Genomic DNA, 24,367 nt, shown 5'->3' with positions numbered 1-24,367 from the left:
TTTATGGCAAAACAATCAGCAATAGAACAAGACGGATCAATCATCGAAGCATTATCAAATGCAATGTTCCGCGTAGAATTAGAAAATGGTCACGTTGTGATTGCTCATATTTCCGGTAAAATGCGTATGCATTATATTAAATTATTACCTGGTGATAAAGTTAAATTGGAAATGAGCCCTTACGACCTGACAAAAGCAAGAATTACTTATAGATATTAAAGCTATTTCACAATGAAAGTAAGAGCATCAGTAAAGAAAAGAAGTGCCGAATGCGTAATCGTTCGCAGAAAAGGCAGATTGTACGTTATTAACAAAAAGAATCCTAGATTTAAACAAAGACAAGGATAATTATGGCAAGAATCGCAGGGGTAGATATACCTAAAAACAAAAGAGGAGTTATTGCTTTAACCTATATCTTCGGTATCGGTAAAAGCAGAGCTATTGAGATTTTAGAAAAAGCTCAAGTTAGTCAAGACAAGAAAGTTCAAGATTGGAATGACGACGAAATTGGAGGAATCCGTGACGCCGTATCCTATTACAAAATTGAAGGAGAATTGCGTTCAGAAGTTTCCCTACACATCAAACGTCTTATGGACATTGGATGTTACAGAGGAATCCGTCATAGAGCTGGTCTTCCGTTAAGAGGACAAAGAACTAAAAACAATTCAAGAACAAGAAAAGGTAAAAGAAAAACTGTTGCTAACAAGAAAAAAGCAACTAAATAATAAGTAATATGGCTAAGACAACAACAAAAAAACGTAAAGTTATCGTTGAATCAACGGGTGAAGCTCATATTAATGCAACTTTTAACAATATTATTATTTCCCTTACGAATAAAAAAGGGGAAGTAATTTCTTGGTCTTCTGCCGGTAAAATGGGTTTTAGAGGATCTAAAAAGAACACACCATATGCTGCACAAATGGCTGCAGAAGATTGTTCAAAAGTAGCACTTGAGGCTGGATTAAAGAAAGTAAAAGTGTATGTGAAAGGACCAGGTAACGGACGTGAGTCTGCTATCCGTTCAATCCATAACGGTGGAATCGAAGTAACAGAAATTATCGACGTTACTCCAATGCCACACAACGGATGTAGACCTCCAAAAAGAAGAAGAGTTTAATGATTAACTGATTTATTTCAGTTCTTTATAATTTTTATTTAAGTATAACCCAAGGTAGAGACTGATTATCGAAGGATTTGACCTGAATTCATAATCACTACCTTAAAACAATTTAAAATGGCAAGATATACTGGTCCAAAAACTAAAATAGCTCGTAAATTTGGCGAAGCTATCTTCGGAGAAGACAAAGCCTTCGAAAAAAGAAATTACCCTCCAGGGCAACATGGTTTAGCCAAAAGAAGAGGAAAAAAATCTGAATATGCAGTTCAGTTGATGGAAAAGCAAAAAGCAAAGTACACTTACGGAATTCTTGAAAAACAATTCAGAAATTTATTTGAAAAAGCAGCAGCATCAAAAGGTGTAACCGGTGAAATCCTTTTACAACTTTGCGAAGCTCGTTTAGACAACGTGGTTTACAGAATGGGTATTGCTCCTTCAAGAAGAGCAGCTCGTCAAATCGTTGGACACAGACACATCACTGTAAATGGTGAAATCGTGAATGTTCCTTCTTACCACCTAAAACCAGGCGATAAAGTAGCTGTTCGTGAAAAATCTAAATCTGTTGAAGCTATCAACAATTCGTTAGCAAGTGCTAGCAAAGTATATGAGTGGATCACTTGGAACAATGATACCAAAGAAGGTACTTTTGTAACCGTACCACAACGTTTACAAATCCCAGAAAACATCAAAGAACAACTAATCGTTGAGTTATACAACAAATAATAATTGACAGTAGTCGTAATTATGGCAATATTTAATTTTCAGAAGCCCGATAAAGTTATCATGATCGATTCAACCGATTTTGAAGGTAAGTTTGAATTCAGACCTTTAGAACCTGGTTACGGATTGACTGTTGGTAATGCACTTAGAAGAGTTTTGCTTTCCGCTCTTGAAGGATATGCAATTACATCTGTACGTATCGAAGGTGTAGATCACGAGTTTTCTACCATCTCCGGAGTAGTAGAAGATGTTACCGAAATCATTTTGAACTTAAAACAAGTTCGTTTCAAACGTCAAATTGAAGAAGTTGACAACGAAACCGTGACCATCTCTATCTCTGGTAAAGAACAAATTACAGCTGGTGATTTTCAAAAATTCATTTCAGGTTTCCAAGTTTTAAATCCTGAATTGATTATCTGTAATCTTGATTCTAAAGTTAACATCAATATGGAGTTAACCATCGAAAAAGGGAGAGGATATGTTCCTGCAGAAGAAAACAAAAAACAAAACGCAGCCATCGGAACCATTTTCACCGATTCTATTTTTACACCAATCAAAAATGTAAAATATGCAATCGAAAACTTCCGTGTTGAGCAAAAAACAGATTATGAAAAATTAGTTTTCGAAATCAAAACTGATGGTTCAATTAATCCAAAAGACGCTTTAACAGAAGCTGCCAAAGTTTTAATTCACCATTTCATGTTGTTCTCAGATGAGAGAATCACTTTAGAAGCAGACGAAATTGCACAAACAGAATCCTATGACGAAGAGTCATTACACATGAGACAATTGCTTAAAACAAAGCTTGTTGATATGGATCTTTCTGTAAGAGCATTGAATTGTTTGAAAGCGGCTGAAGTTGATACATTAGGTGATTTAGTATCATTCAATAAAAATGACTTGATGAAATTCCGCAATTTCGGTAAGAAATCATTGACCGAGCTGGATGAGCTTGTAGCAATCAAAAACTTACATTTCGGAATGGATTTGTCAAAATATAAACTAGATAAAGAATAAATTACTTCATATTTTGCTCTCCAAAGCGGATTGAAGCAAGATGAAGGTTAAAAAAAACACGTCATGAGACACGGAAAAAAAGTAAACCATTTAAGCAGACAACAAGGTCACAGAAGATCAATGTTAGCGAACATGGCTTGTTCATTAATTGAACACAAAAGAATCAATACAACAGTTGCCAAAGCAAAAGCATTGAAACAATTTGTTGAACCATTGATTACCAAATCGAAAGAAGATACTACGCACAACAGACGTATTGTTTTTGCTTACTTGAGAAATAAATATGCTGTGACTGAGCTTTTTAGAGAAGTGGCTGCAAAAGTAGGCGACCGTCCGGGCGGTTACACACGTATCATCAAGTTAGGAAATCGTTTGGGAGATAACGCTGACATGGCGATGATCGAATTAGTAGATTTCAACGAACTATACAACGGAGGTAAAAAAGAAGAGAAAAAAGCAAAAAGCCGTCGTGGTGGTAAAGCTAAAAAAGCTGAAACTACTACTCCGGAAGCAAAAGAACCGGAAGCACCGGCTGCTGATTCAACTCCAACAACCGAAGCGACTGAATAATGAAATTCATTATCAAATAATCAAAAAGGATAAACTTTCGAGTTTGTCCTTTTTTTTTGATTCAAGCTGAATTTATTTCAGTTTCAGAAGCGAATGGCTTGGGCTTTTTCAGGAAACCATGTTCCCGTTTTCCGCTATATCTTTTGTTTCGCAAGCTACACAAAAAGGATACCGCTGCAATCGGGGCTTAAAAGTAAACCATAAAAAGTGAGCAATAAAAATTATAGACCACCCATTATCCATCTCGTCTCCCCCTCCTTTGGAGGGGGTCGGAGGGAGGTTAAAAACTCAAATGAACTTCAACTTTAAATTACCTTAATTTCTTATTGGTTCAAAAATTAAAAACTTACATGCCTTATATAGTTAAAAAATATCAGCCAGAAAAAACCTTAGTGCCTCAGGACCTCAGTTCCATAGCACCTCAGAAAAAAAACTTTCCCAAATTAAGAAATTAAACTAAATTTGCAAAACAACACACAACCATGAACTACAACACACGACAACCTGCCATCCTTTTACTTGCAGATGGCACCATTTTTCACGGAAAATCAATCGGAATCAGCGGCAAAACCTTCGGTGAAGTCTGCTTCAATACGGGAATGACCGGTTACCAAGAAATTTTTACTGATCCTTCTTATTTTGGTCAAATTATGGTCGCCACCAATGCTCATATTGGCAATTATGGCGTAAACGACCAAGAAGTAGAATCCAATTCCATCAAAATTGCCGGATTAGTTTGCAAAAATTTCAGCTTTAATTATTCAAGACCAGATGCAGCCGGAAGTCTTTACGACTATTTCGAAAAGCAAAAACTCATTGCCATTTCGGATGTTGATACACGTGCTTTAGTCAGCTATATCCGTGACCACGGTGCACAAAATGCTGTAATTTGTACCGATGGAACTTCAATCGATGATTTAAAAATACAATTAGCTAATGTTCCCGATATGAAAGGATTGGAGTTAGCCTCCACCGTTTCAACGAAAGAACCTTATTTCTTCGGAGACGAAAAAGCAACCTACAAAATTTCAGCATTGGATTTAGGGATTAAAACTAACATCCTTCGCAACTTAGCCAAGAGAGATTGTTACATCAAAGTATTTCCATACAACGCTTCGTATGCCGAATTGCTAAGTTTCAATCCTGATGGATACTTTTTGTCCAACGGTCCAGGTGATCCGGAACCACTAACCGACGTAATCGAAGTAGCGAAACAAATCATTGCTGACAATAAGCCGCTATTCGGAATCTGTCTTGGACATCAAATCATTGGTTTGGCCAACGGCATTTCAACCTATAAAATGTTCAACGGGCATCGGGGAATCAATCATCCCGTAAAAAATCTCATCACAGGAAAAGGTGAAATTACTTCTCAAAACCACGGATTTGCTGTGGTTCGCGAAGAACTTGAAATACATCCGGATCTAGAAATCACCCACGAACATCTTAACGACGGAACCGTTGCCGGAATGCGAATGAAATCCAAAAATTGCTTCTCAGTGCAATACCATCCCGAAGCTAGCCCCGGCCCACACGATTCATCCTATTTGTTTGATGATTTTATTTCCAACATAAAAAAAGCTACATTACAAGAAGCATAAATTTACTAGAGCCTGACAGTTTTATAAATTGTCAGGCCTTTTTTTACACTAAAACGTTTGCGTTTATAACTTTCTTAAATTATATAAAATTCCAAATTTAGAATCCTTAAATTTGTGTATCATTCAAAAAAAGTAACTAAAAAATAATAAATAAACAGTATCATGAGTATTATTATCAAAGTACATGCAAGACAAATCCTTGATTCTAGAGGAAATCCAACCGTAGAAGTAGATGTCATTACAGAAAACGGAATTTTAGGAAGAGCAGCCGTTCCATCAGGAGCTTCCACAGGTGAACATGAAGCCGTGGAATTACGTGATGGCGGAAAAGCCTACATGGGGAAAGGTGTTTTAAAGGCAGTAGATAATGTAAATACAATCATCGCAGAGGAAATTGTGGGTATGTCGGTTTTTGAACAAAATCAAATTGACAAAACCATGATTGAATTGGATGGGACACCAAATAAATCAAATTTAGGTGCTAATGCAATTCTGGGTGTTTCATTGGCCGTAGCTAAAGCAGCTGCTAACGAATTAGGAATGCCTTTATACCGTTACGTAGGAGGAGTTTCTGCCAATACATTACCTGTGCCGATGATGAATATTATCAATGGGGGTTCACATTCCGATGCTCCGATTGCATTCCAGGAATTCATGATTATGCCTATAAAAGCTACCAGTTTTACACATGCCATGCAAATGGGAACAGAGATTTTTCACAACTTGAAAAAAGTATTACACGACCGTCATTTGTCTACTGCTGTAGGTGATGAAGGTGGATTTGCCCCTAACTTAGCCGGAGGAACCGAAGATGCACTGGATTCAATCAAATTTGCAGTTGAAAACGCAGGATATAAATTTGGAGACGATGTAATGATTGCCTTAGATTGTGCCGCTGCCGAATTTTATGTAAACGGAAATTACGATTACAAAAAATTTGAAGGCGAAACCGGTAAAATCAGAACTTCTACCGAACAAGCCGAATATTTAGCAGAATTAGCTTCAAAATACCCGATTATTTCCATCGAAGACGGAATGGACGAAAACGATTGGGACGGTTGGAAATACCTAACCGACCTAATCGGTGATAAAGTTCAATTGGTTGGAGATGATTTATTTGTAACCAATGTGCAACGTTTATCTACCGGAATTCAAAAAGGAATAGCCAATTCCATCTTGGTAAAAGTAAACCAAATAGGTACGTTAACTGAAACTATTGCTGCAGTAAACATGGCCCATAACGCTGGTTATACCTCTGTCATGTCACATCGTTCAGGAGAAACAGAGGACAACACCATTGCCGATTTAGCCGTAGCTTTAAACTGTGGTCAAATTAAAACCGGTTCGGCTTCACGTTCAGATCGTATGGCAAAATACAATCAATTACTTCGCATTGAGGAAGAATTAGGAAATGTGGCTTACTTTCCGGGTAAAAAAGCATTTAAACAAAAATAATTGAATTTTATTTCAATATAACCCTTTCACGTAAAACCGAAAGGGTTTTTTTATGCCCAAAAACCACTCGGTTTTATATTTTTAGTAAAGAAAATTAGATTTTAATCAATTTTTTCAGAGTAATTTATCAACACGAAATCGATGTAGATTGAATAATAATTATTTTTTAAAAAAAAAATAGTAAATTTACCTAAATTTAACCTATAAAATTCCCAAATATAAAACTACTTACTTATGAAAAAATTATTACTATTATTTTTTGCAATTAGCAGCCTAGCTATTTCTGCACAGACTTACACCAACGGTTGTGGTAACTGGTCAAATGTATGGAGAAATTCTTCAGGTTGTTTCGGATATACCGGAGGAGTTGGTTTATTTTCATTTGGAGCTACCAATCAAGGTGATTTGAATGGAAGGTTTATAACCGTAGATGGTACGATAGGAGGTACACAAGTTACTCTAAATCCTGGACAGAAAATTGTCATGCGAATAGACGGTGCAACAGCAAGTGGCAGAACCGGTATTGTAACTGATGGAATAATTGGTTTTTCTTTACGAAGTACAACTAATTTATTTGATGGGGGAGCAGATTTAGACTCTAGATACAACAACAATGCCTTAACAAAAGTTGAATTTCGTGGTGGTGATGGGAATGCAAGATATTTAAAAAGCAGTGGGCTAGAATATGCTAACATGCCGGATTTCAACACATTCAAAGCAGGTGTGACATACGAAATCGAAGTTATTTCGGATAAGGAATTTAATCTTGTTATCGGTGGTACAAGAAACAATATTGAACTATTTGCTGGAGGTGGTGGTTCAATCAGACAAATTCAAGTTAGAAATAGTGGAGCAAACATGGATGGACGATTTACTAATCTAGCAGTATCCAACTTACCCATCAATTTAACTTCTAATACAGGCGAAACCTTTACTGTAACCGGCGTGATGAGTAATAACGGTGCGACAGAAAATACCGTGAACAAAAATGGAGTGGGAACAGTGATTCTAACCGGACAAAATACTTTTACCGGATTAACTTCTGTGAATGCCGGAACATTGCGTTTAAACAGAACCGGTGGTGCAACATTGCCATCAACCAATAATGTAACAGTGAGTTCAGGGGCTACTTTACGCGTTTCAACTAATCAAACCTTAAATAATTTGACTTTACCGGCTGGGGCTAGTTTGACTGTCGATACCGGAGCCACACTTACTATTAACGGTACATTTACATACAGCGGAACCATTTCAGGAGCCGGAACCATTGCTTATGGTGCTACCGGAACACTTATTTATGGGTTAACCGGAAGTCAAACCACTGCTATGGAATGGCCTAGTTCAAACGGTCCTTCTTCTGTTACGATTAATTCAGGGAGTTATTCTTTAGATTCTACTAAATCACTTTCCGGAGATTTAATTCTTAGTTCCGGAACTGCATTAACTGTTCCATCTTCCATGAATATAACAGTAGGAGATGATTTAATTAATAACGGTGGAACGGTAACAATCCAAAATAATGCCAACCTTATTCAAAACGGAACCACTAATGATAATGTAGGTGATGTAGCAGTTTTGCGAAACAGTGCCAGTTTATTCCGTTTGGATTACACCCTATGGTCGTCACCGGTTGCGGGTCAAAATTTATTAGCTTTTTCACCCAATACGTTAGTGAATCGATTTTATACCTATGATTCTTCAACAGATAATTATAGTACGATTGTTCCTTCTACAAATAATTTTGCTGAAGGGGTAGGCTATCTAATTCGAATGCCGGATGATCACCCAAGTGCTACAGCTACTGTTTGGAATGGTTCATTTAACGGTGTGCCTAATAATGGTGATGTTAGTGTTTCGGTTACTAATGATACCTATAATGCGGTAGGGAACCCGTATCCTTCAACCATTGATGCAGATGATTTTATCACTGCCAATGGAATTTCAGAAGCGTTGTATTTTTGGAGAAAAACAAACAATGCTGCAGCTTCCTCCTATGCCACTTACACTTTAGCCGGAGGTGTTGGGACAGGTTCTAATTCGGGCGATCCACTTGGCTTAGTTCCCAATGGTGTGATACAAGTAGGGCAAGGATTCATCGTAAAATCAACTTCTACTACTATTAATTTTGATAATACCATGCGAATTGGTGACAACAATAACCAATTTTTTAGAAGTTCATCCGAAATAGAAAACAACCGCATTCGCCTGACAGCTACCGGAGAGAACGGCTTCTATAGCCAACTATTAGTGAATTATCGTTCGGAAGCCACCAATGCTTTTGATGCGGCTTTAGACGGACGTTACATCAACGACAATGAAAATGCGTTCTACACCCTTTTGGAACAAGAACCTTTTACCATTCAAGCCAGAGCATTGCCTTTCGAAAATACAGATGTGGTTCCGTTAGGATTTAAAACCACCAATGCCGGAACTTTTTCTATTGTTTTAAATGAAAAAGACGGTGTCTTTGCTGATAATTCTGAAATTTTTATCAAAGATATTGACCTGGGGATTTGGCATAATATCACGGAATCACCGTATGAATTCGTTAGCGAATCGGGTGTTTTTTCACAACGCTTTGAACTTGTTTACCAAGACGTGTTGTCTGTGAATGAACCAACTGTCAATGCGAATCATTTCATTGTTTTAAAAGAAAATAATGGGGTGTCCGTTCGTGCTATTCATGAAGAAATTTCTTCCGTGACCATTTTTGATTTAAGTGGAAGAATAATTGCTACTTCCCAAAACAATGCTTCAACTTACTTAACCATTCCATTAGGATCGATTCAATCACAAGTACTTTTAGTACAAATGATTACTCAAAATGGAACGGTCGTGTCTAAAAAATTAATATATTAAAAATAGAAATTAACGTAAAAAAAACCTCCTCATTTGTAGGAGGTTTTTTTACTTTGTAAAATTCTTTTCAAACATTTAACCATTTCATAATCAGAAATTTTAGTAAATCGATAAAGTGTAACATTTTAACGTTATATTTGCACCCGATTTGACGGCTTTGGTCGTTAAATTTCCAAAAACTAAAATTTTTTATTTATGAATTTATCTTTACTTAAAACTTTTGGGAAGTTTTTTATTTTTTTTCTGATTTTAGTGGGAGTTACTGTTAATGCTCAACAAGCTGCATGGACATTTGACACCTCATTAGCTGCTCCAAATACTCCAACTAGTGTTACAGCTAATATTGGTAATCAATCTGGAATAGCCACTATTTTTGCAAATGGTACAAATGGTTCTTCAACATGGATTACAGCTACTACTGGAAATGAATTAACAATGTTTGCAGGGACAACGATTAATGATCCTCGAGGTACAACTGTTGCTGGTAGCTCATACTCTTTAGTTGGAGGAACAGGAAATTCTGCTAATGGAAAAAGCATAGTTTTAAAATTCTCTATGACAGGTTTTGAAAATCCAGTACTTTCATTTGCAACAAGAGGAACAAGTACAGGTTTTAATAACCATCAATGGGCTTGGAGTACAGATAATTTGACTTATACAAATTTCGGAACCAATACTGCTAATACAACATCAACTTTTTTAACAAGAACATTAGATTTAAGTTCAATAAATGAAGTCGATAATGCCAGTGTTGTTTATTTGAGATTAACAGTTTCAGGAGCTACTAATTCAACAGGTAATAATCGATTAGATAATTTTGTAATAAATGCATCTGCAATAGTTTCCGGTCCAACAGTAACTACTACCGCAGCTACTGCCATTGCTACTACAAGTGCTGATTTAAATGGTGCTATCAACGCTAACGGAACAACCACCGACGCAAGTTTTGAATACGGTACAACAGTAACCTATGGAAATTCTATAACGGCAACTCCGTCAACAGCAACAGGTACTTCAGATACAAGTATATCAGCCACAATTGGTTCTTTAGCGGTCAATACTCTCTATCATTACAGAGCAGTAGGAACAGTGAGTGCTGTATCCACTAATGGTTCAGACATGACTTTTTATACACTGGCAAATACACCGGGCGTTGTAGTTGTTACGAATCCACTGCAAACAACTCTTGATGTTACGGTTGATGCTACAACTGAAAATTCAAATCCGGCAACAACAGAGTATGCTATACAAGAAACGGGAGGACAATATGTTCAAGGTGATGGCTCATTGGGTGCTACTGCGGTTTGGCAAACTGCTGCTACATGGAGTACAATTACTGTAACCGGTTTAACAACTTCTACTACTTATACTTTTCAAGTGAAAGCCAGAAATGGAGCTAATGTTGAAACCGGTTTTGGAAGTACGGAATCCGGTACTACTTTGGCCGCTCAATTGGTGGATTATGCCGTAGTTCAGTTTCCTAACACTACTCAAAATATTTTGGAAGGCGGTAGTTTAACCGTTTATATCAGAGCTTATGAACCGGGATTAACCACCCTATCAGGCGAGCAAAGTAACCTTTTTGGATGGGTTGGATATAGTTCAACGGATGATGATCCTTCAAATCCGGGATGGACTTGGGTTCCGGCAACATTCAATACCGAATATGGTAATGATGATGAATACCAAGCGACGTTGAGCAGTTTGCCAATCGGGACCTATTATTATGCCGGTCGTTTTCAAATTGGTACAGGACCTTTTGTATACGCAGGTTCCGGAGGAAACTGGAATAATGATAATGTTACTTTAAATGTGAATGCGGATGTAGTAAATTTTGCCAACATTCAATTCCCAACTTCAGCCACCCTAACTGAGGGTGAAACAGTGACTGTTTTTGCACAAGTATATGAACCGGGCGTAACAGAAGGAGCAGGTCAAGGAGCAGGCATCACGGCAGAAATAGGGTATTCTTCAACCGATACAACACCGGATGGAACATGGACATGGTTATCTGCCTCACATAATGCTTCAGTAACCGGAAACAACGATGAATACCAAGTAAATTTAGGGACAGGACTAACTCCTGGAACCTATTATTATGCCTCTCGTTTTATCAAAACCGGAAGTAGTACTTATGTGTATGGAGGAACCAATGGATCGCCATGGGCTTCGAGTGGTGTATTAACTGTAAATGCATTGGGTACACCAACCGCTACCGCAGGAACATTAATCGGACAAACTGAATTTACTGCCAATTGGGAGGCTGTAGCAGGAGCAACAAGTTATGAAATTGATGTATATGAGCAAACAACAATTTTTGCTACGGATTTGTTTATATCGGAATATATAGAGGGAAGTAGTAGTAATAAATATATTGAAATTTACAATGGTACAGGTGTTACTATTGATTTAAGTGATTATGAGTTACGCTTATATGCCAATGGTGCATCAACACCAACTAATGCAAATGTTTTATCTGGCAACTTAGCAAATGGTGCAACAATAGTTTACAGGAATTCAGCCGCAAGTGTATATGGAGGAACCACAACAGTTGATTCTGCGGTAAACTTTAATGGTGATGATGCCGTTGCTTTGTATAAAATTAGTACAACTTCATTTGTTGATATTTTTGGAGAAATTGGTAATGATCCAGGTGCGTCTTGGTCTGATAGTGGTAACATTACCGTTAACCAAACATTAGTTAGAAATTCAGATATTATTGGAGGTGTTACAACTAACCCAACAGGATTTCCAACCTTAGGAACTGATTGGACTAGTTCTTCTATAGACACAGTAACTGATCTAGGCTCACACACTTTTGACGGCGGTTCCTCAACAACTTATGTAATAGAAGATATAAACGTTGGTAATGTAACATCTTATGTTGTAACCGGTTTAAATCCTGAAACTACTTATTACTATGTAGTTCGTGCAGTTCTTGGAGCGGCAACCTCTGGAAACAGTAACGAAATTACAGTAATAACCAAACCAACTACCGTAACGTGGAATGGTACCGAATGGTCAAACATTGACGGTCCGGATGCTACCATCGATGCGATTATTGCAGGAGCGTATGAGTCTGGAACAGATGGAGAGTTTACGGCTAAATCGTTGACTGTAGAAAGTGGTTCATTTACCGTCTCATCGGGAACCAATGTAACCGTGGTAAATGAGGTGACCAATGAATTAACCGCTACTGAATTTGTAGTGGAAAACAATGCAAACCTAGTTCAAAACAACGATACTAATAATTCAGGAAATATTACCGTAAACCGAAACAGTTCAGCGTTAATGCGTTTGGATTATACCTTATGGTCATCTCCGGTGGCTGGTCAAAATTTGTTAGACTTTTCACCATTAACATTGGCGAACCGTTTTTATGTATACAATCCATCAAACAATCAATATGCAACTGTAACTCCTTCTACAACAGATTTTGCTGAAGGAACAGGTTATTTGATTCGTATGCCGGATACTCATCCTACTTCACCAACCGTATGGAGTGGTAGTTTCGTGGGGGTACCTTATAATGGAGATGTGACCATTTCTGTGGCTAATAATACCTATAATGCAGTGGGTAATCCTTATCCTTCTACTATTGATGCGGATGATTTTATCAACGGCAACAGCCTTTCAGAAGCTCTTTACTTCTGGAGAAAAACCAATGCAGCAGCCGGTTCTGCTTATGCCACCTATACGTTAGCCGGAGGAGCCGGAACAGGAGGAAGCGGAAGCAGTGCTCAAATCCCTAATGGTATCATTCAAGTCGGGCAAGGGTTTATTGCTCGTTCGACATCCACTTCATTAACTTTTACTAATGGAATGAGAACAGCTAATCAGGATAATCAATTTTTTAGAAATGCAAATGAAGAGAAAAACAGAATTTGGTTAAACTTAAGTAATGCTCAAGACATAGTTGGTCAAACAATGATTGCTTACATGGAAAATTCTTCGTTAGAATTTGATGCCATGTATGACGGAAAATATATCAACGACAGTCAAACGGCATTTACTTCCCTTATCAACAGTGAAGAGTTTGCGGTACAAGCTAGAGGTTCATTCAGTGCAACAGATGTTGTACCAATGAATTTTAAAACCGAAACAGCCGGTTCCTACACGATTTCATTAGCCAATGTGGATGGTTTGTTTGAAACAGAAGAGGATATTTTTATAAAAGATAATTTACTGGGAATAGAACATAATTTGAGAAACTCAGCCTATGCCTTTACAGCAGAAGCCGGTGTTTTTGCCGATCGTTTTGAGATTGTTTATGAATCTACTTTGTCACTTGATAATCCAACATTCAATAACGTAGTAGTATTCTCTAAAAATAAATCCCTTGAAATTAATGCAGGTAGTGAAACAATTTCTGCTATAACGGTATTTGACATCAGAGGAAGAAAAGTAGCTTCACAAGAAGAATTGAATACATCCGTTGCTTCAATAGATTTAACAGGTTTGGCCAGTCAAGTCTTAATTGTTCAAATCAAAATGACTAATGGTCAGTTAATGACTAAGAAAGTAGTTCACTAACTTATATTTTAAACTATACTGGAAAGCCCGTCATTTTTTTGACGGGCTTTTTTGTTTACTTGTCAACTATTTTTTGTACGTTTGTGCCCAATACCACATTTCCCTAAACTCATTTCCCAACCTTTTATACTATATTTTTAAGTGCAAGGACATGTTTTTCATGTTTGTTTTTGTAATATATAACTTAAATATATTGTTAAAAAATGCATTTCATCGATGAAATATGTATTTTATCGATATTTTTCCATTGCTTTTTCGCAAAAATGGATAATTTTGAAAAAAATAATTTAAAACAAAATGTTGAATTATGGAGAAACAATTACAAAAGTGGAATTTAAAAGTAGTATTTAGCGTACTGTTTTTAGCATTCGGAATTCTATTGATCAATGCACAAACGGCTTCCAGCTATACATTTACAGCTACCACAGCAACCTATGCTAATTTAACCGGCACAACAAATGTTGGTGGTTTGAATAATACATCAGATGATGTATTGTCGAATACCACTAATATTGGTTTTACTTTTAATTTTGCAGGTACCGATTATACGCAGTTTAAGGTAAGTAGTAATGGTTTTATTACTTTTAACACTGCTTCTACGGATTCATTTTTTCTAAATAGTGAAGCCAATGCTGGGACAAACAAACCTGTATTAATGCCTTTATGGGATGATTTACAAAGCACAGCAAGAGCTCGTTACCGATTAGAAGGTACTTCTCCCAATCGTATCATGAAAATTGAATTTAGAGGAAATGAATGGAATTATCAATCCGGTGCCGATGCCATAAAATTTCAAGTTTGGTTATATGAAGGCTCTAATCGAATTGAGTTTCGTTACCAACAGAGTGCAGATCCTGTAAATAACCCAAGTGCTACTATTGGTATTTATGATGCCAATGATACTTATTTAACGTTGGATAGTGCAGGAGCGAGTCCTACTGCCAGTTCAACTACTTTTACAACAGATATTGCCGCTAAACCGGCCAACAATCAAGTGTATCGTTTTGATCCACCAACTGACCCGGTCATTACAGTTTTAACTACAAGTCTTCCGTCTTTCGAAGCTTGTAATTTAACCGTTTCCGGAAGTCAAACTTTTCAAGTGTCCGGGATTTTATTAACCGATGATATTTTAATCACAGCACCAACCGGTTTTGAAGTGTCAACGGATGATGTTTCTTTTTCTGATTCATTAGTATTAACTCAATCAGGAGGAAACGTTGCTACAACAACTATTTATGCCAGGATGAAAGCATTATCAAGTAATCCCACTCCTGCAACGATTGCTCTCACTAGTACAGGAGCAACAACAAGAAATGTGAGTGTTTCCGGGGAATTGATTTCACCAACCGGTGTTTCAGCAGGTACAGATGTATCTGTTTGTGCTTCTTCTACTGTTGTTTTAGATGGTTCAGCTGATTATAATGCGGCAATACAAACGTTATCAACAATAGATGGGGATACCGGATTTGCAACTATGACAACAAATGATACAAACAGATGGAGTATAAGTGCAACAACCAATGCCGGAGGTAGTGCCAATGAATTAAGAATGCAATGGTTTAGCGGTGGTGATCCTACACTTGTTTCAATTTGGGTTCAATCTCCTTTATTAGACGCAACTGAATTAACTAATCTATCGATGGATTTTAAACATAATTTAGATTGGTTTGCCGGTGATGCTCCCCTTGCTTTGCAAACTTCTCCTGATGGTACAACTTGGACTACTCGTTGGAGTCAAACTGCCACAGGAGATGTCGCCGCGACTACTGTAACAGTCGATTTATCGGCTGTAAATCAATCTGCTTTTTATTACCGTTTCTTATATGATGGAAACATTTATAATATTGATAATTGGTATATAGATGATATTGTAATTACAGGAAATTTTGTTGAACCTATCTATTCCTGGACGTCAATTCCTTCCGGATTTACATCCACCGAACAAGACCCAACGGTAAATCCAACAGTGACTACTACTTACATTCTAGAAGTGACATCCAATGGATGTACGGTTACTGATGAAGTGGTTGTGTCTGTTGAATCAACTACTTGGACATCGGCCAGTGGAGGAAGCTGGGATAATGGAACACCTACTGCAACTACGGCTGCAATAATTGAATACGATTATACCTCTGCGGGTGATTTAAACGCATGTTCTTTAACGGTTTCCAATAATGCAACTGTTATTATTTCATCCGGAGACACGGTGAGTTTAGCGGGAAGTTTGACCGTAAATACCGGAAGTAGTTTTACCTTAGAAAATAACGCTAATTTATTGCAAGAGGAAACTTCTAACAATAATAGTGGTGCTATCATTGTAAAAAGAAACAGTTCTGCACTACTTCGCCAAGATTATACGTTGTGGAGTGCTCCGGTAGCAGGACAAAATTTACTGGATTTTTCTCCATCTACCTTAGCCAATCGTTTTTATACTTATTCAACAACAGCTAATCAATATTCGTCAGTTGTTCCTTCTACAACGGATTTTGCCAATGCAACAGGGTATTTAATTAGAATGCCTAACAACCACCCAACAACTCCAACGATTTGGACCGGTGTTTTTGAAGGTGTTCCTAACAATGGTGATTATACTTTCACGATGACGGATAATGGAGTTGGACAACGTTTTAACGCTGTTGGTAATCCCTATCCATCGCCAATAGACGCTGTTGATTTTGTGAGTAATTCAACAAATGCAGCGAATACGACAGGAACATTATATTTTTGGAGAAAAACAAACAATGCAGCCAGTCCAAGTTATTGTTCATGGACAACCGGAGGATTTGTATCAAATTCCGAAGCACAAGTATTTGATCCAAATGATGTTTTGCAAACAGGACAAGGTTTCTTTGTAGAAGCGAGCGGAAACGGCACAAGTCTGGAATTCAATAATTCCATGCGAATCGATGACCATGCAAACCAATTCTTTAGAATGCAAAATACAGTAGAACGTCATAGAATCTGGTTAAATGCATCAAATACGGAAGGATTGTTTTCTCAAACATTAGTAGGCTACATGTCTAATGCCACGAATGACATTGATTATGCCATTGATGGAAAACATATTAACGATGGAGCAATTGCTTTGACTTCGTTAATTAATGATGAAACATTTGTGATACAAGGAAGAAGCTTGCCTTTTGAAACAACTGATATCGTTCCTTTACAATTTAAAGCAACTTCTGCCGGAGACTATACTATTGCAATCGATCATGTAGATGGACTGTTCCTGGAATCACAACCAATTTATTTAAGAGATTTATTGTTGGATGTTGAACACAATTTAAAAGTATCAGAATACAATTTCACTTCCGAAGCCGGAACATTTTCAAACCGTTTTGAAATTGTTTACGAAAGTACCTTGTCAGTTTCTAATCCAATTCTCGAAAATACAGTAGTTGTTTATTCTAAAAATAAAACAATCGAAATCAATTCCGGAACTGTTCCAATGAATAACATAAAAGTATTCGATATGCGTGCACGTTTAGTTGCGGAGCAAAATGATGTTTCAGCAACTACTTTCTCCATTCCATTAGAACGAGTTGCAAATCAAGTGTTAATCGTTCAATTGACTGCAGTAGACGGACAAACCATTTCCAAAAAAGTAGTTCACTAGTAAAAATAACACTTTATAAATTGTAAAACCTTCGAGTAATCGAAGGTTTTTTTTATGCCTAATTGTGACTGATTAGACGAAATGCACATTTTGTCGTTCTATGAAAAGCACTGTCAATAAAGCAACTATCGACGAAATGCACATTTTATCCATTCACTTTCAGTCCGTTGTCTTTTTATCGAGTTTATCGACACGTCATCGAAAAAATCGGGTAGAGGCATACAACCGATATACTTTTACATCAGAAATAAAAACAAAACGAATTTTTAAAATAAATATGAAAGCAATCAACACAAAATTCTTAATCACTTTAATCGTAGTTCTTTTCTCTGCTATCACAGAAGTTGCTGCTCAAACATCAGTAGCGAACGAAATGGTATCAGAAGAAAATGCTCAAGAGATGATTCAAGAAAATACTGTTGAAATGAGTTCAATTGAAATATCAAATTGGTTTTCCGGAGCAAAACAAGAAACGAAAGTATCTACTGCAAAAGAAGAATCAACTACCATTAACCGTTCTTCCTTAGTTTCAAAAAAAGAACAATATTTAAAATCTGGAATGTCTACCAAAACAATCTTGATTCGTTCGATTATGAAAAAAGCAGACAGTTATGTAAACGCAACGGTTTAGTTTTACGTCAAAAAGAAACTAAACAATCAGTTACTTAAAACCCTTCATAACCCTTCTTTTAGAGGGTTTTTTTATTTTATTTAACTGAATTATATTATGATTTTTTAAATAAATCCATTTATAAGAAATATAAGATAATTATTTCGAGTGATGTGCATTTTGTCGATTATTTTTGACTTTAATCGATTTGTTGATTTTTTAAAAATAAAAACCGAGTGTGATAATTGAAATGATGTATTTTTATAATGGAAAAATCTGATTTTTAGATTTTTATAATCATTCCATAAACATTATTCAAAATAAAATTATTTTTGCTTTAATGCCTGTTTAGGATTAATACAATATTATGAATTACTCAAAAATGTTACCAAGTAAAAGTACAATTGCTAGTTTTATTTCAGATCGAAAAGAAATTAGTATAATGGCAATACTATTTTTTTTATCAGGTTTTTTTACTGGTAATGCACAAGTTACGGCATATACCTTTTCTGAGGCGATTTCAGGTTACACATCAATTTCTCCAACCGCAACTGAAGTTTACCCAGCAGGTTGGGATAATCACACAACCGGGTCAGCCACTTTAATAAACTTTGGATTTAATTTTGTATTTGATGGAGTAACGCACACTGAGTGTTATGTGAGTCCAAATGGATACATCACGTTTGGAACTACACAACCCGGGGCAACTACGTACAACCCAATAAGTACTAATACTGCACACGATGGAGTAATTAGTGGTTTAGGGATTAATTTGATTGATAATACAGGTTCATCTCCAATTCGATATGAAATTCAAGGTGTGGCTCCTAATCGATCTCTAGTTGTCCAATGGCAAAATGCAGAGAGAGTAATTGACCCCGGAGTTTTTAATTTTCAAATTAAAATTTTTGAAACCACAAATCAAATACAAGTATCGTATGGAAATTGTGTGCCGCTTGGAACAACTTCCCGTACCGTGCAAGTTGGTCTTCGTGGACCAAATACAACATTTCCAAGAAATGGTGGTGCTGGAAATGTATTGAATAGGTTAAAAACAACAAGTACTCCTTGGTTTGGTACTACGCTACCCGGAACTGCGGCAACCAGTAATGTAAGAACAATTGGTAATTCCGTTGCAATACCACCTTCTTTGGCTTATCCTGATTTTGGTTTAACCTATACTTGGACGCCTCCTTCATCAAATTGTACGACACCTTCTGCTTCGGCGACAGGACTTGTAATTGGGGGAACAAATACAACATTTAATTCTTTTATAGGGAATAGCTTTACACCGGCAACACCTTCTTCTTCTCATTATTTAATAGTGAGAAGTTTGGTTAATACGCCACCTACAGCAACAGAAATAAGCAATGGAGGTTATTGGGTCGCTGGTGATACTGTCGCAGGAACTTATACTGTGGTAAGTAGTGCTCCTTCCTCTACCACGACTTTTACACAAACCGGATTAACAGCAGGAACAACTTATTATTATTGGGTAATTCCCTATAATGATAATTGTATAGGGGCACCATTTTATCGGTTATCAAATATTTTAACTGCCTCAGCTACGACTTGTACCCCAACAGCAGTAGCTACTGCAGCCACTGCAATCAATGGAAATGGATTTACACTCAATTGGAATAATGTAGCAATTGCTACTGATTACAGAATTGACATTTCTACTAATAATACATTCACTAACATCTTACCTGCTTATAACGACCTTTCAGTAGGTTTGGTGAATAGTTTTACGGTGTCCGATTTAGTTACGGCCACAAATTATTGGTACCGTGTTCGTGCAATTGGTCCAGGACCTTGTGCAATTAATAGTAATATAATTAATGTTGGTGTACTACCTTGTGGGTATTACAATATTCCATATACTCAAAACTTCGATACTTCACCATTGGCTGGTTTAGCAACTTGTTTTACTCGTGAAAATGATAATGCAGATGTTATTCAGTGGGGGGTTCAAGGTGTAAGTTTTTCTTCCTCTCCCAGAGCAATGTATATTGCTAAAAATCCTACCGTAGACATGAATGATTGGTTTTTCATGCCGGGATTAAATTTAACTGGAGGTATCTCTTATCGATTATTTTTCAGGTATAATACAGGAGCTGCGGGTACTTTTTTTGAAAATTTAAGGGTACGTTTAGGAAATTCACAAGATGTGGCTGGGATGAATGTTACGTTGTTAGATTTACTTAATATTAACAACACCGCTTTTCAAGTCGCCTCAGTTGATTTTACACCGGTTAGTAGTGGTGTGTATTATATTGGATTTCATGGCTTTAGTATAGCAGATCAAAGTTTTATTGCCATAGACGATATTAGCGTTACTGTTTCACCAACATGTTTTGAGCCAACCGATGTAGAAGTCCTTTCGGTAACCAATAATTCAGCAAATATTTCTTGGACTGCTTCTGTGCCTCCACCATCAAATGGCTATCAGTATTATTATTCTACATCTCCAACACCTCCAACTCTTGCAACGGTTCCTTCCGGTTCTGTTGGTGCAGGTGTTACTTCCGCAACCATTTTAGGACTAACAGCTTCTACGTTTTACTACCTTTGGGTAAGAGGTTTTTGTGGGGGAGTTGATCGAAGTGTTTGGAGTGAAGTCCAGACATTTACGACTGAATGTAATACACCATTAGTTACGTCTTCTTCAGGAGCTTCTCGATGTGGTGTGGGTACTTTAAATTTGACTGCGATCCCTAATTCGGGTTCTTTTATTGAATGGTACGATGTGCCTACTGGAGGGGTAAGCATTTTCACCGGAAATAATTTTACAACACCTTCATTAAACTCAACTACTGTTTATTATGCTCAGGCTAAAGCGTTTGGTGCCACTGCAAAAGCTGGGCCAATTTCCCCGTTAACACAAGGAGGTACAACAGAAAATTCTACTTTTCCAACAAGTATGAGTTTTGATGTTTTAACAGGTACAACTATTCAAGCCGTTGATATATTTCCTTTGGCTTCCGGTCAATCAGGTGAAATTGTCCTAAGAAACTCTTTCAACGTCACAATTGCTACCTTTCCATTTACAACATCAGTAACAGGTGGAAATACTCCTCAAACTATTTCGTTAAACTATCCACTTCCGGTTGGAACTTATAATCTTTATATAAGTAATATGCCAACCTCTGGCTTACGAAGTAATTCGTCAGGAGCCTCTTATCCGTATGTTTCAAGTGTGGCTCAAATTACAGGAAATCCTCTTGATAATACTTTTTATTATTTTTTCTATAATTGGAGATTTACGACAGAATGTATTTCAACAAGAATTGCTGTAAATGCAACAGTAGCTTTGCCTCCGGCGTTTTCATTGAGCAGTAGTTCTGAAGAAATTTGTAGTGGTGAAACAACTCCGCTCGTAACTGTGTCCGGTGCAGGTTCATACAATACGTTTACTTGGTCGCCTAACATTGGTATTTCCGGTTCTATTGGTGCAGGTTTTGAATTTAATCCTACCACAACTACTACTTACACTTTAACAGCCGCTCAAACCTCAGGGGCTTTATGTACCAATGTAGCCACTATTACCGTAACCGTAAATCCTTTACCACCGGCAATTGCTATAGTACCGGCCTCAGCAACTATTTGTGAAAATGATATTCAACCATTGTCAGCATCAGTAGGGTCTGCTACAGCTACAGTTGTTTATTCAGAAGATTTTAATAGTGGTGCACCGGGTTGGGTGGCAGCAAATACTTCCATTGCGGGGGATGTAATGGCATCTCAATGGACTTTGAGAACAAGTCCATACAATTATGGAAGTCCAAACTGGACCAATACTTTTTCGAGTAACGATGCCTCTACTTTTTTCCTAGCTAATTCTGATTCTCAAGGTGAAACCACCATAACACGAACAACATTAACATCGCCACCATTTGATTTAAGTGTGTATGTTTCTGCCTCTATATCCTTTTGGCATTGGTTACGCTATATTTCTGGGGATGTGGCACAAGTATTAGTATCTACTGATGGAACGAATTGGACTGTAGTTGAAACGTTTTTATCCTCTCAAAGAGTCGGTAGCAATTGGGTTCAACATACGATTAATCTGGATGCATATATTGGCAACCCTAATGTTCAAGTACGTTTTAATTTTGAATCCAACTGGGGTTGGGCTTGGGGTGTTGATAACATTGAAGTTTCGGCCGCTATTTCACTCGCCGTATTATGGTCGCCTGATACCGAATTATTTACCGATGCCGGAGCTACTGTTCCTTACGTTGCAGGAACACCTGTCGGAATTGTGTACGCTCAACCTACTTCAACAAGAACCTATACTGCTACCGCTTTAGGAACTAATGGATGTAGTACAACAGAGGATATTTTGATAACGGTTGACCCGACTCCTGTAGGAGGGGTTCTTTCCGGAAGTCAGGTTTTATGCTCAGATACCACACCAACTGCAATTACCCTATCCGGTTACGCTGGAACAATTATTCGGTGGGAATCAGCGGATGATGCTGCGTTTACTGTCAATGTAAATACAATTCCAAACACCACCGATACACTCACTCCTGCACAAATGGGAACAATAACAAGCATCAAATATTTTAGAGCTGTAATCCAAAGTGGGGTTTGTCCGCTGGCATACTCTGCTGTTGAAAGCGTTGAATTTCCAACTACAGTTTGGAATGGCACGGCATGGAGTAATGGTTTGCCTGATAATACCAAGCGAGTTGTTTTTGCCGGAAATTATACTTCATCTGGTGATATTCAGGCTTGCTCTATGGAGGTTCAATCTGGCACAGTTACTGTTTTAGCAAACCATAATTTTATTGTTAACAATCAAATTGATGTTACCGGACCACCGGCTAGCACTTCAATTATTTTCGAAAACAATGCTAGTTTGATTCAAATTAATGATGTTGTCAATTCAGGTTCAATAACTTACCGTAGAAATTCCACTCCTATGGTAACTTATGATTATACATATTGGTCTTCTCCGGTTGCTAATCAAACCTTTGGATCGTTTTCACCAAATACCAATGCTGCACGATTTTACCGATGGAATACTGCCATTTATAATTGGTCTAACGTCTCAGTTGCTTCCACTTTTACAGCAGGTATTGGCTATATTATTCGAGCTCCGGGGATATTGCCGTTCAATGCCACTACACCAACGGTTTATAACGGTCAGTTTGTTGGAGTTCCACACAATGGAGATATAACTGTACCGATTGTAGTTAGTGGATTAAACGATAGAAACCTGTTAGGAAATCCTTATCCAAGTGCTATAAGTGCCGATGATTTTATGGATGATCCATCCAATGCCGGTGTAGTTGGTGGAACAATTTATTTTTGGACACACAATACTCCCATTACAAATTACCAATATACTTCCAATGATTACGCAATTTATAATTATACCGGTGGTGTAGGGACACAATCTGCTACTAACTCAGGAATTAATAATACTATTCCGAATGGTACCATTGTGGCTGGACAAGGATTTTTTATGAAATGTGCCGGAACAGGAACGGCTACTTTTAAAAATTCTATGCGTTTGTTGAGTAACAATACACAGTTTTTCAGAATGAATAGTATGCCTCTTACACAATCTATTGTAAACAAAAGTAGGCTTTGGCTTGAACTAACTAATGAAGAGGGAGGCTTTAAACAGTTATTGGTAGGTTATGTACCTGAGGCAACCAATGGATTTGATAGTAAATACGATGGAGAATTAACTGAAGCCGGTAATCCGGTTAGTTTTTATTCCATTTTGAATGATAAAAAATTATCTATACAAGGGAGAGCTCTTCCTTTCGTTGATAATGATTTAATTCCTTTAGGATACAATTCACCTTCAGAAGGTTATTACACAATTCAATTGGCTACATTTGATGGTTTTTTTGACGATCAAAATATATATTTAGAAGATAAATTACTTAATATAGTTCACAATTTAAAAAATGAACCTTATATTTTCTTCACGGAGTCCGGAACATTTGAAAGTCGTTTTATTCTTCGTTACACGGATGAAACTTTAAGTGTAACTCCTTTTGATATAAAAAATGTTGTAGTTATTAAAAATAATCAACAAATAAGTGTTTTAGCTTCTACTAATACCCTATTAGAAAAAATTATTCTTTTTGATATGCGTGGAAGAAAAATTGCAACAAAAGAAAATATTCAAAGTAACGCCACTACTTTTGAGAATTTGGTTATTGCTAACCAAGTTTTGTTAGTGCAAATTACTGATGAATCAGGTAATTCAGTCACCAAAAAAATAATATTTTAACCAAATA

The 24,367-nt window shown here is 37.0% G+C and carries 14 protein-coding genes; all 14 read left to right on the top strand.

What is annotated here, in order from left to right; all coding sequences use genetic code 11:
* Nucleotides 1-3 precede the first annotated feature (3 nt).
* The 14 genes from infA to EQG68_RS01875 all read left to right on the top strand — a co-directional run bounded on the left by infA (nucleotide 4) and on the right by EQG68_RS01875 (nucleotide 24,360).
* A complete protein-coding gene (gene infA, locus EQG68_RS01940) occupies nucleotides 4-219 on the top strand; it encodes a translation initiation factor IF-1 (protein ID WP_112086714.1) in 216 nt (71 codons plus the stop codon).
* A gap of 12 nt (nucleotides 220-231) precedes the next feature.
* The gene (gene ykgO / locus EQG68_RS01935; protein WP_084139925.1) at nucleotides 232-348 is read left to right on the top strand and encodes a type B 50S ribosomal protein L36; all 117 of its coding nucleotides are present in this window, start codon (nucleotides 232-234) and stop codon (nucleotides 346-348) included.
* A gap of 2 nt (nucleotides 349-350) precedes the next feature.
* Nucleotides 351-725 (top strand): 30S ribosomal protein S13, encoded by a 375-nt coding sequence (rpsM, locus tag EQG68_RS01930; RefSeq protein WP_129463102.1) that lies wholly within the window; start codon nucleotides 351-353, stop codon nucleotides 723-725.
* A gap of 8 nt (nucleotides 726-733) precedes the next feature.
* Entirely contained in the window at nucleotides 734-1,117 is a 384-nt protein-coding gene (rpsK, locus tag EQG68_RS01925; protein ID WP_129463101.1) for a 30S ribosomal protein S11, read from the top strand.
* 117 nt (nucleotides 1,118-1,234) lie between these two features.
* Complete coding sequence (gene rpsD / locus EQG68_RS01920) at nucleotides 1,235-1,840, top strand: 30S ribosomal protein S4 (RefSeq protein WP_129463100.1); 606 nt, start codon at nucleotides 1,235-1,237, stop codon at nucleotides 1,838-1,840.
* A 21-nt stretch (nucleotides 1,841-1,861) separates the two neighbouring features.
* Nucleotides 1,862-2,854, top strand: a complete 993-nt coding sequence (locus EQG68_RS01915; RefSeq protein ID WP_129463099.1) for a DNA-directed RNA polymerase subunit alpha — start codon at nucleotides 1,862-1,864, stop codon at nucleotides 2,852-2,854.
* Between the two features lie 63 nt (nucleotides 2,855-2,917).
* On the top strand, nucleotides 2,918-3,424 hold the full coding sequence (gene rplQ / locus EQG68_RS01910; protein ID WP_129463098.1) for a 50S ribosomal protein L17: 507 nt from the start codon (nucleotides 2,918-2,920) through the stop codon (nucleotides 3,422-3,424).
* Between the two features lie 482 nt (nucleotides 3,425-3,906).
* The gene (gene carA / locus EQG68_RS01905; protein ID WP_129463097.1) at nucleotides 3,907-5,025 is read left to right on the top strand and encodes a glutamine-hydrolyzing carbamoyl-phosphate synthase small subunit; all 1,119 of its coding nucleotides are present in this window, start codon (nucleotides 3,907-3,909) and stop codon (nucleotides 5,023-5,025) included.
* A gap of 162 nt (nucleotides 5,026-5,187) precedes the next feature.
* Nucleotides 5,188-6,480 carry a phosphopyruvate hydratase gene (gene eno, locus EQG68_RS01900; RefSeq protein ID WP_129463096.1) on the top strand — a complete coding sequence of 431 codons (1,293 nt, stop codon included), beginning with the start codon at nucleotides 5,188-5,190 and terminating at the stop codon, nucleotides 6,478-6,480.
* Between the two features lie 234 nt (nucleotides 6,481-6,714).
* Entirely contained in the window at nucleotides 6,715-9,339 is a 2,625-nt protein-coding gene (locus EQG68_RS01895; RefSeq protein WP_129463095.1) for a T9SS sorting signal type C domain-containing protein, read from the top strand.
* Nucleotides 9,340-9,534: 195 nt separating this feature from the next.
* On the top strand, nucleotides 9,535-13,872 hold the full coding sequence (locus EQG68_RS01890; RefSeq protein ID WP_129463094.1) for a lamin tail domain-containing protein: 4,338 nt from the start codon (nucleotides 9,535-9,537) through the stop codon (nucleotides 13,870-13,872).
* Between the two features lie 307 nt (nucleotides 13,873-14,179).
* Nucleotides 14,180-17,491 carry a hypothetical protein gene (locus EQG68_RS01885; RefSeq protein WP_129463093.1) on the top strand — a complete coding sequence of 1,104 codons (3,312 nt, stop codon included), beginning with the start codon at nucleotides 14,180-14,182 and terminating at the stop codon, nucleotides 17,489-17,491.
* 100 nt (nucleotides 17,492-17,591) lie between these two features.
* On the top strand, nucleotides 17,592-18,122 hold the full coding sequence (locus EQG68_RS01880) for a hypothetical protein (RefSeq protein ID WP_129463092.1): 531 nt from the start codon (nucleotides 17,592-17,594) through the stop codon (nucleotides 18,120-18,122).
* Nucleotides 18,123-18,483: 361 nt separating this feature from the next.
* Entirely contained in the window at nucleotides 18,484-24,360 is a 5,877-nt protein-coding gene (locus tag EQG68_RS01875; protein WP_164975368.1) for a fibronectin type III domain-containing protein, read from the top strand.
* Nucleotides 24,361-24,367: the final 7 nt, after the last annotated feature.

This window comes from Flavobacterium piscinae (genome assembly GCF_004122145.1).
Taxonomy (GTDB): Bacteria; Bacteroidota; Bacteroidia; order Flavobacteriales; family Flavobacteriaceae; genus Flavobacterium; species Flavobacterium piscinae.
The sequence above is the reverse complement of the archived record's forward strand: the minus strand, read 5'-3'. Positions and strand labels throughout refer to the sequence as shown.

What these genes read in the sequence shown, in the direction of transcription:
- infA (WP_112086714.1), top strand. Translation starts at nt 4, where the DNA reads ATGGCAAAACAATCAGCAATAGAACAAGACGGATCAATCATCGAAGCA.
- ykgO (WP_084139925.1), top strand. Translation starts at nt 232, where the DNA reads ATGAAAGTAAGAGCATCAGTAAAGAAAAGAAGTGCCGAATGCGTAATC.
- rpsM (WP_129463102.1), top strand. Translation starts at nt 351, where the DNA reads ATGGCAAGAATCGCAGGGGTAGATATACCTAAAAACAAAAGAGGAGTT.
- rpsK (WP_129463101.1), top strand. Translation starts at nt 734, where the DNA reads ATGGCTAAGACAACAACAAAAAAACGTAAAGTTATCGTTGAATCAACG.
- rpsD (WP_129463100.1), top strand. Translation starts at nt 1,235, where the DNA reads ATGGCAAGATATACTGGTCCAAAAACTAAAATAGCTCGTAAATTTGGC.
- EQG68_RS01915 (WP_129463099.1), top strand. Translation starts at nt 1,862, where the DNA reads ATGGCAATATTTAATTTTCAGAAGCCCGATAAAGTTATCATGATCGAT.
- rplQ (WP_129463098.1), top strand. Translation starts at nt 2,918, where the DNA reads ATGAGACACGGAAAAAAAGTAAACCATTTAAGCAGACAACAAGGTCAC.
- carA (WP_129463097.1), top strand. Translation starts at nt 3,907, where the DNA reads ATGAACTACAACACACGACAACCTGCCATCCTTTTACTTGCAGATGGC.
- eno (WP_129463096.1), top strand. Translation starts at nt 5,188, where the DNA reads ATGAGTATTATTATCAAAGTACATGCAAGACAAATCCTTGATTCTAGA.
- EQG68_RS01895 (WP_129463095.1), top strand. Translation starts at nt 6,715, where the DNA reads ATGAAAAAATTATTACTATTATTTTTTGCAATTAGCAGCCTAGCTATT.
- EQG68_RS01890 (WP_129463094.1), top strand. Translation starts at nt 9,535, where the DNA reads ATGAATTTATCTTTACTTAAAACTTTTGGGAAGTTTTTTATTTTTTTT.
- EQG68_RS01885 (WP_129463093.1), top strand. Translation starts at nt 14,180, where the DNA reads ATGGAGAAACAATTACAAAAGTGGAATTTAAAAGTAGTATTTAGCGTA.
- EQG68_RS01880 (WP_129463092.1), top strand. Translation starts at nt 17,592, where the DNA reads ATGAAAAGCACTGTCAATAAAGCAACTATCGACGAAATGCACATTTTA.
- EQG68_RS01875 (WP_164975368.1), top strand. Translation starts at nt 18,484, where the DNA reads ATGTTACCAAGTAAAAGTACAATTGCTAGTTTTATTTCAGATCGAAAA.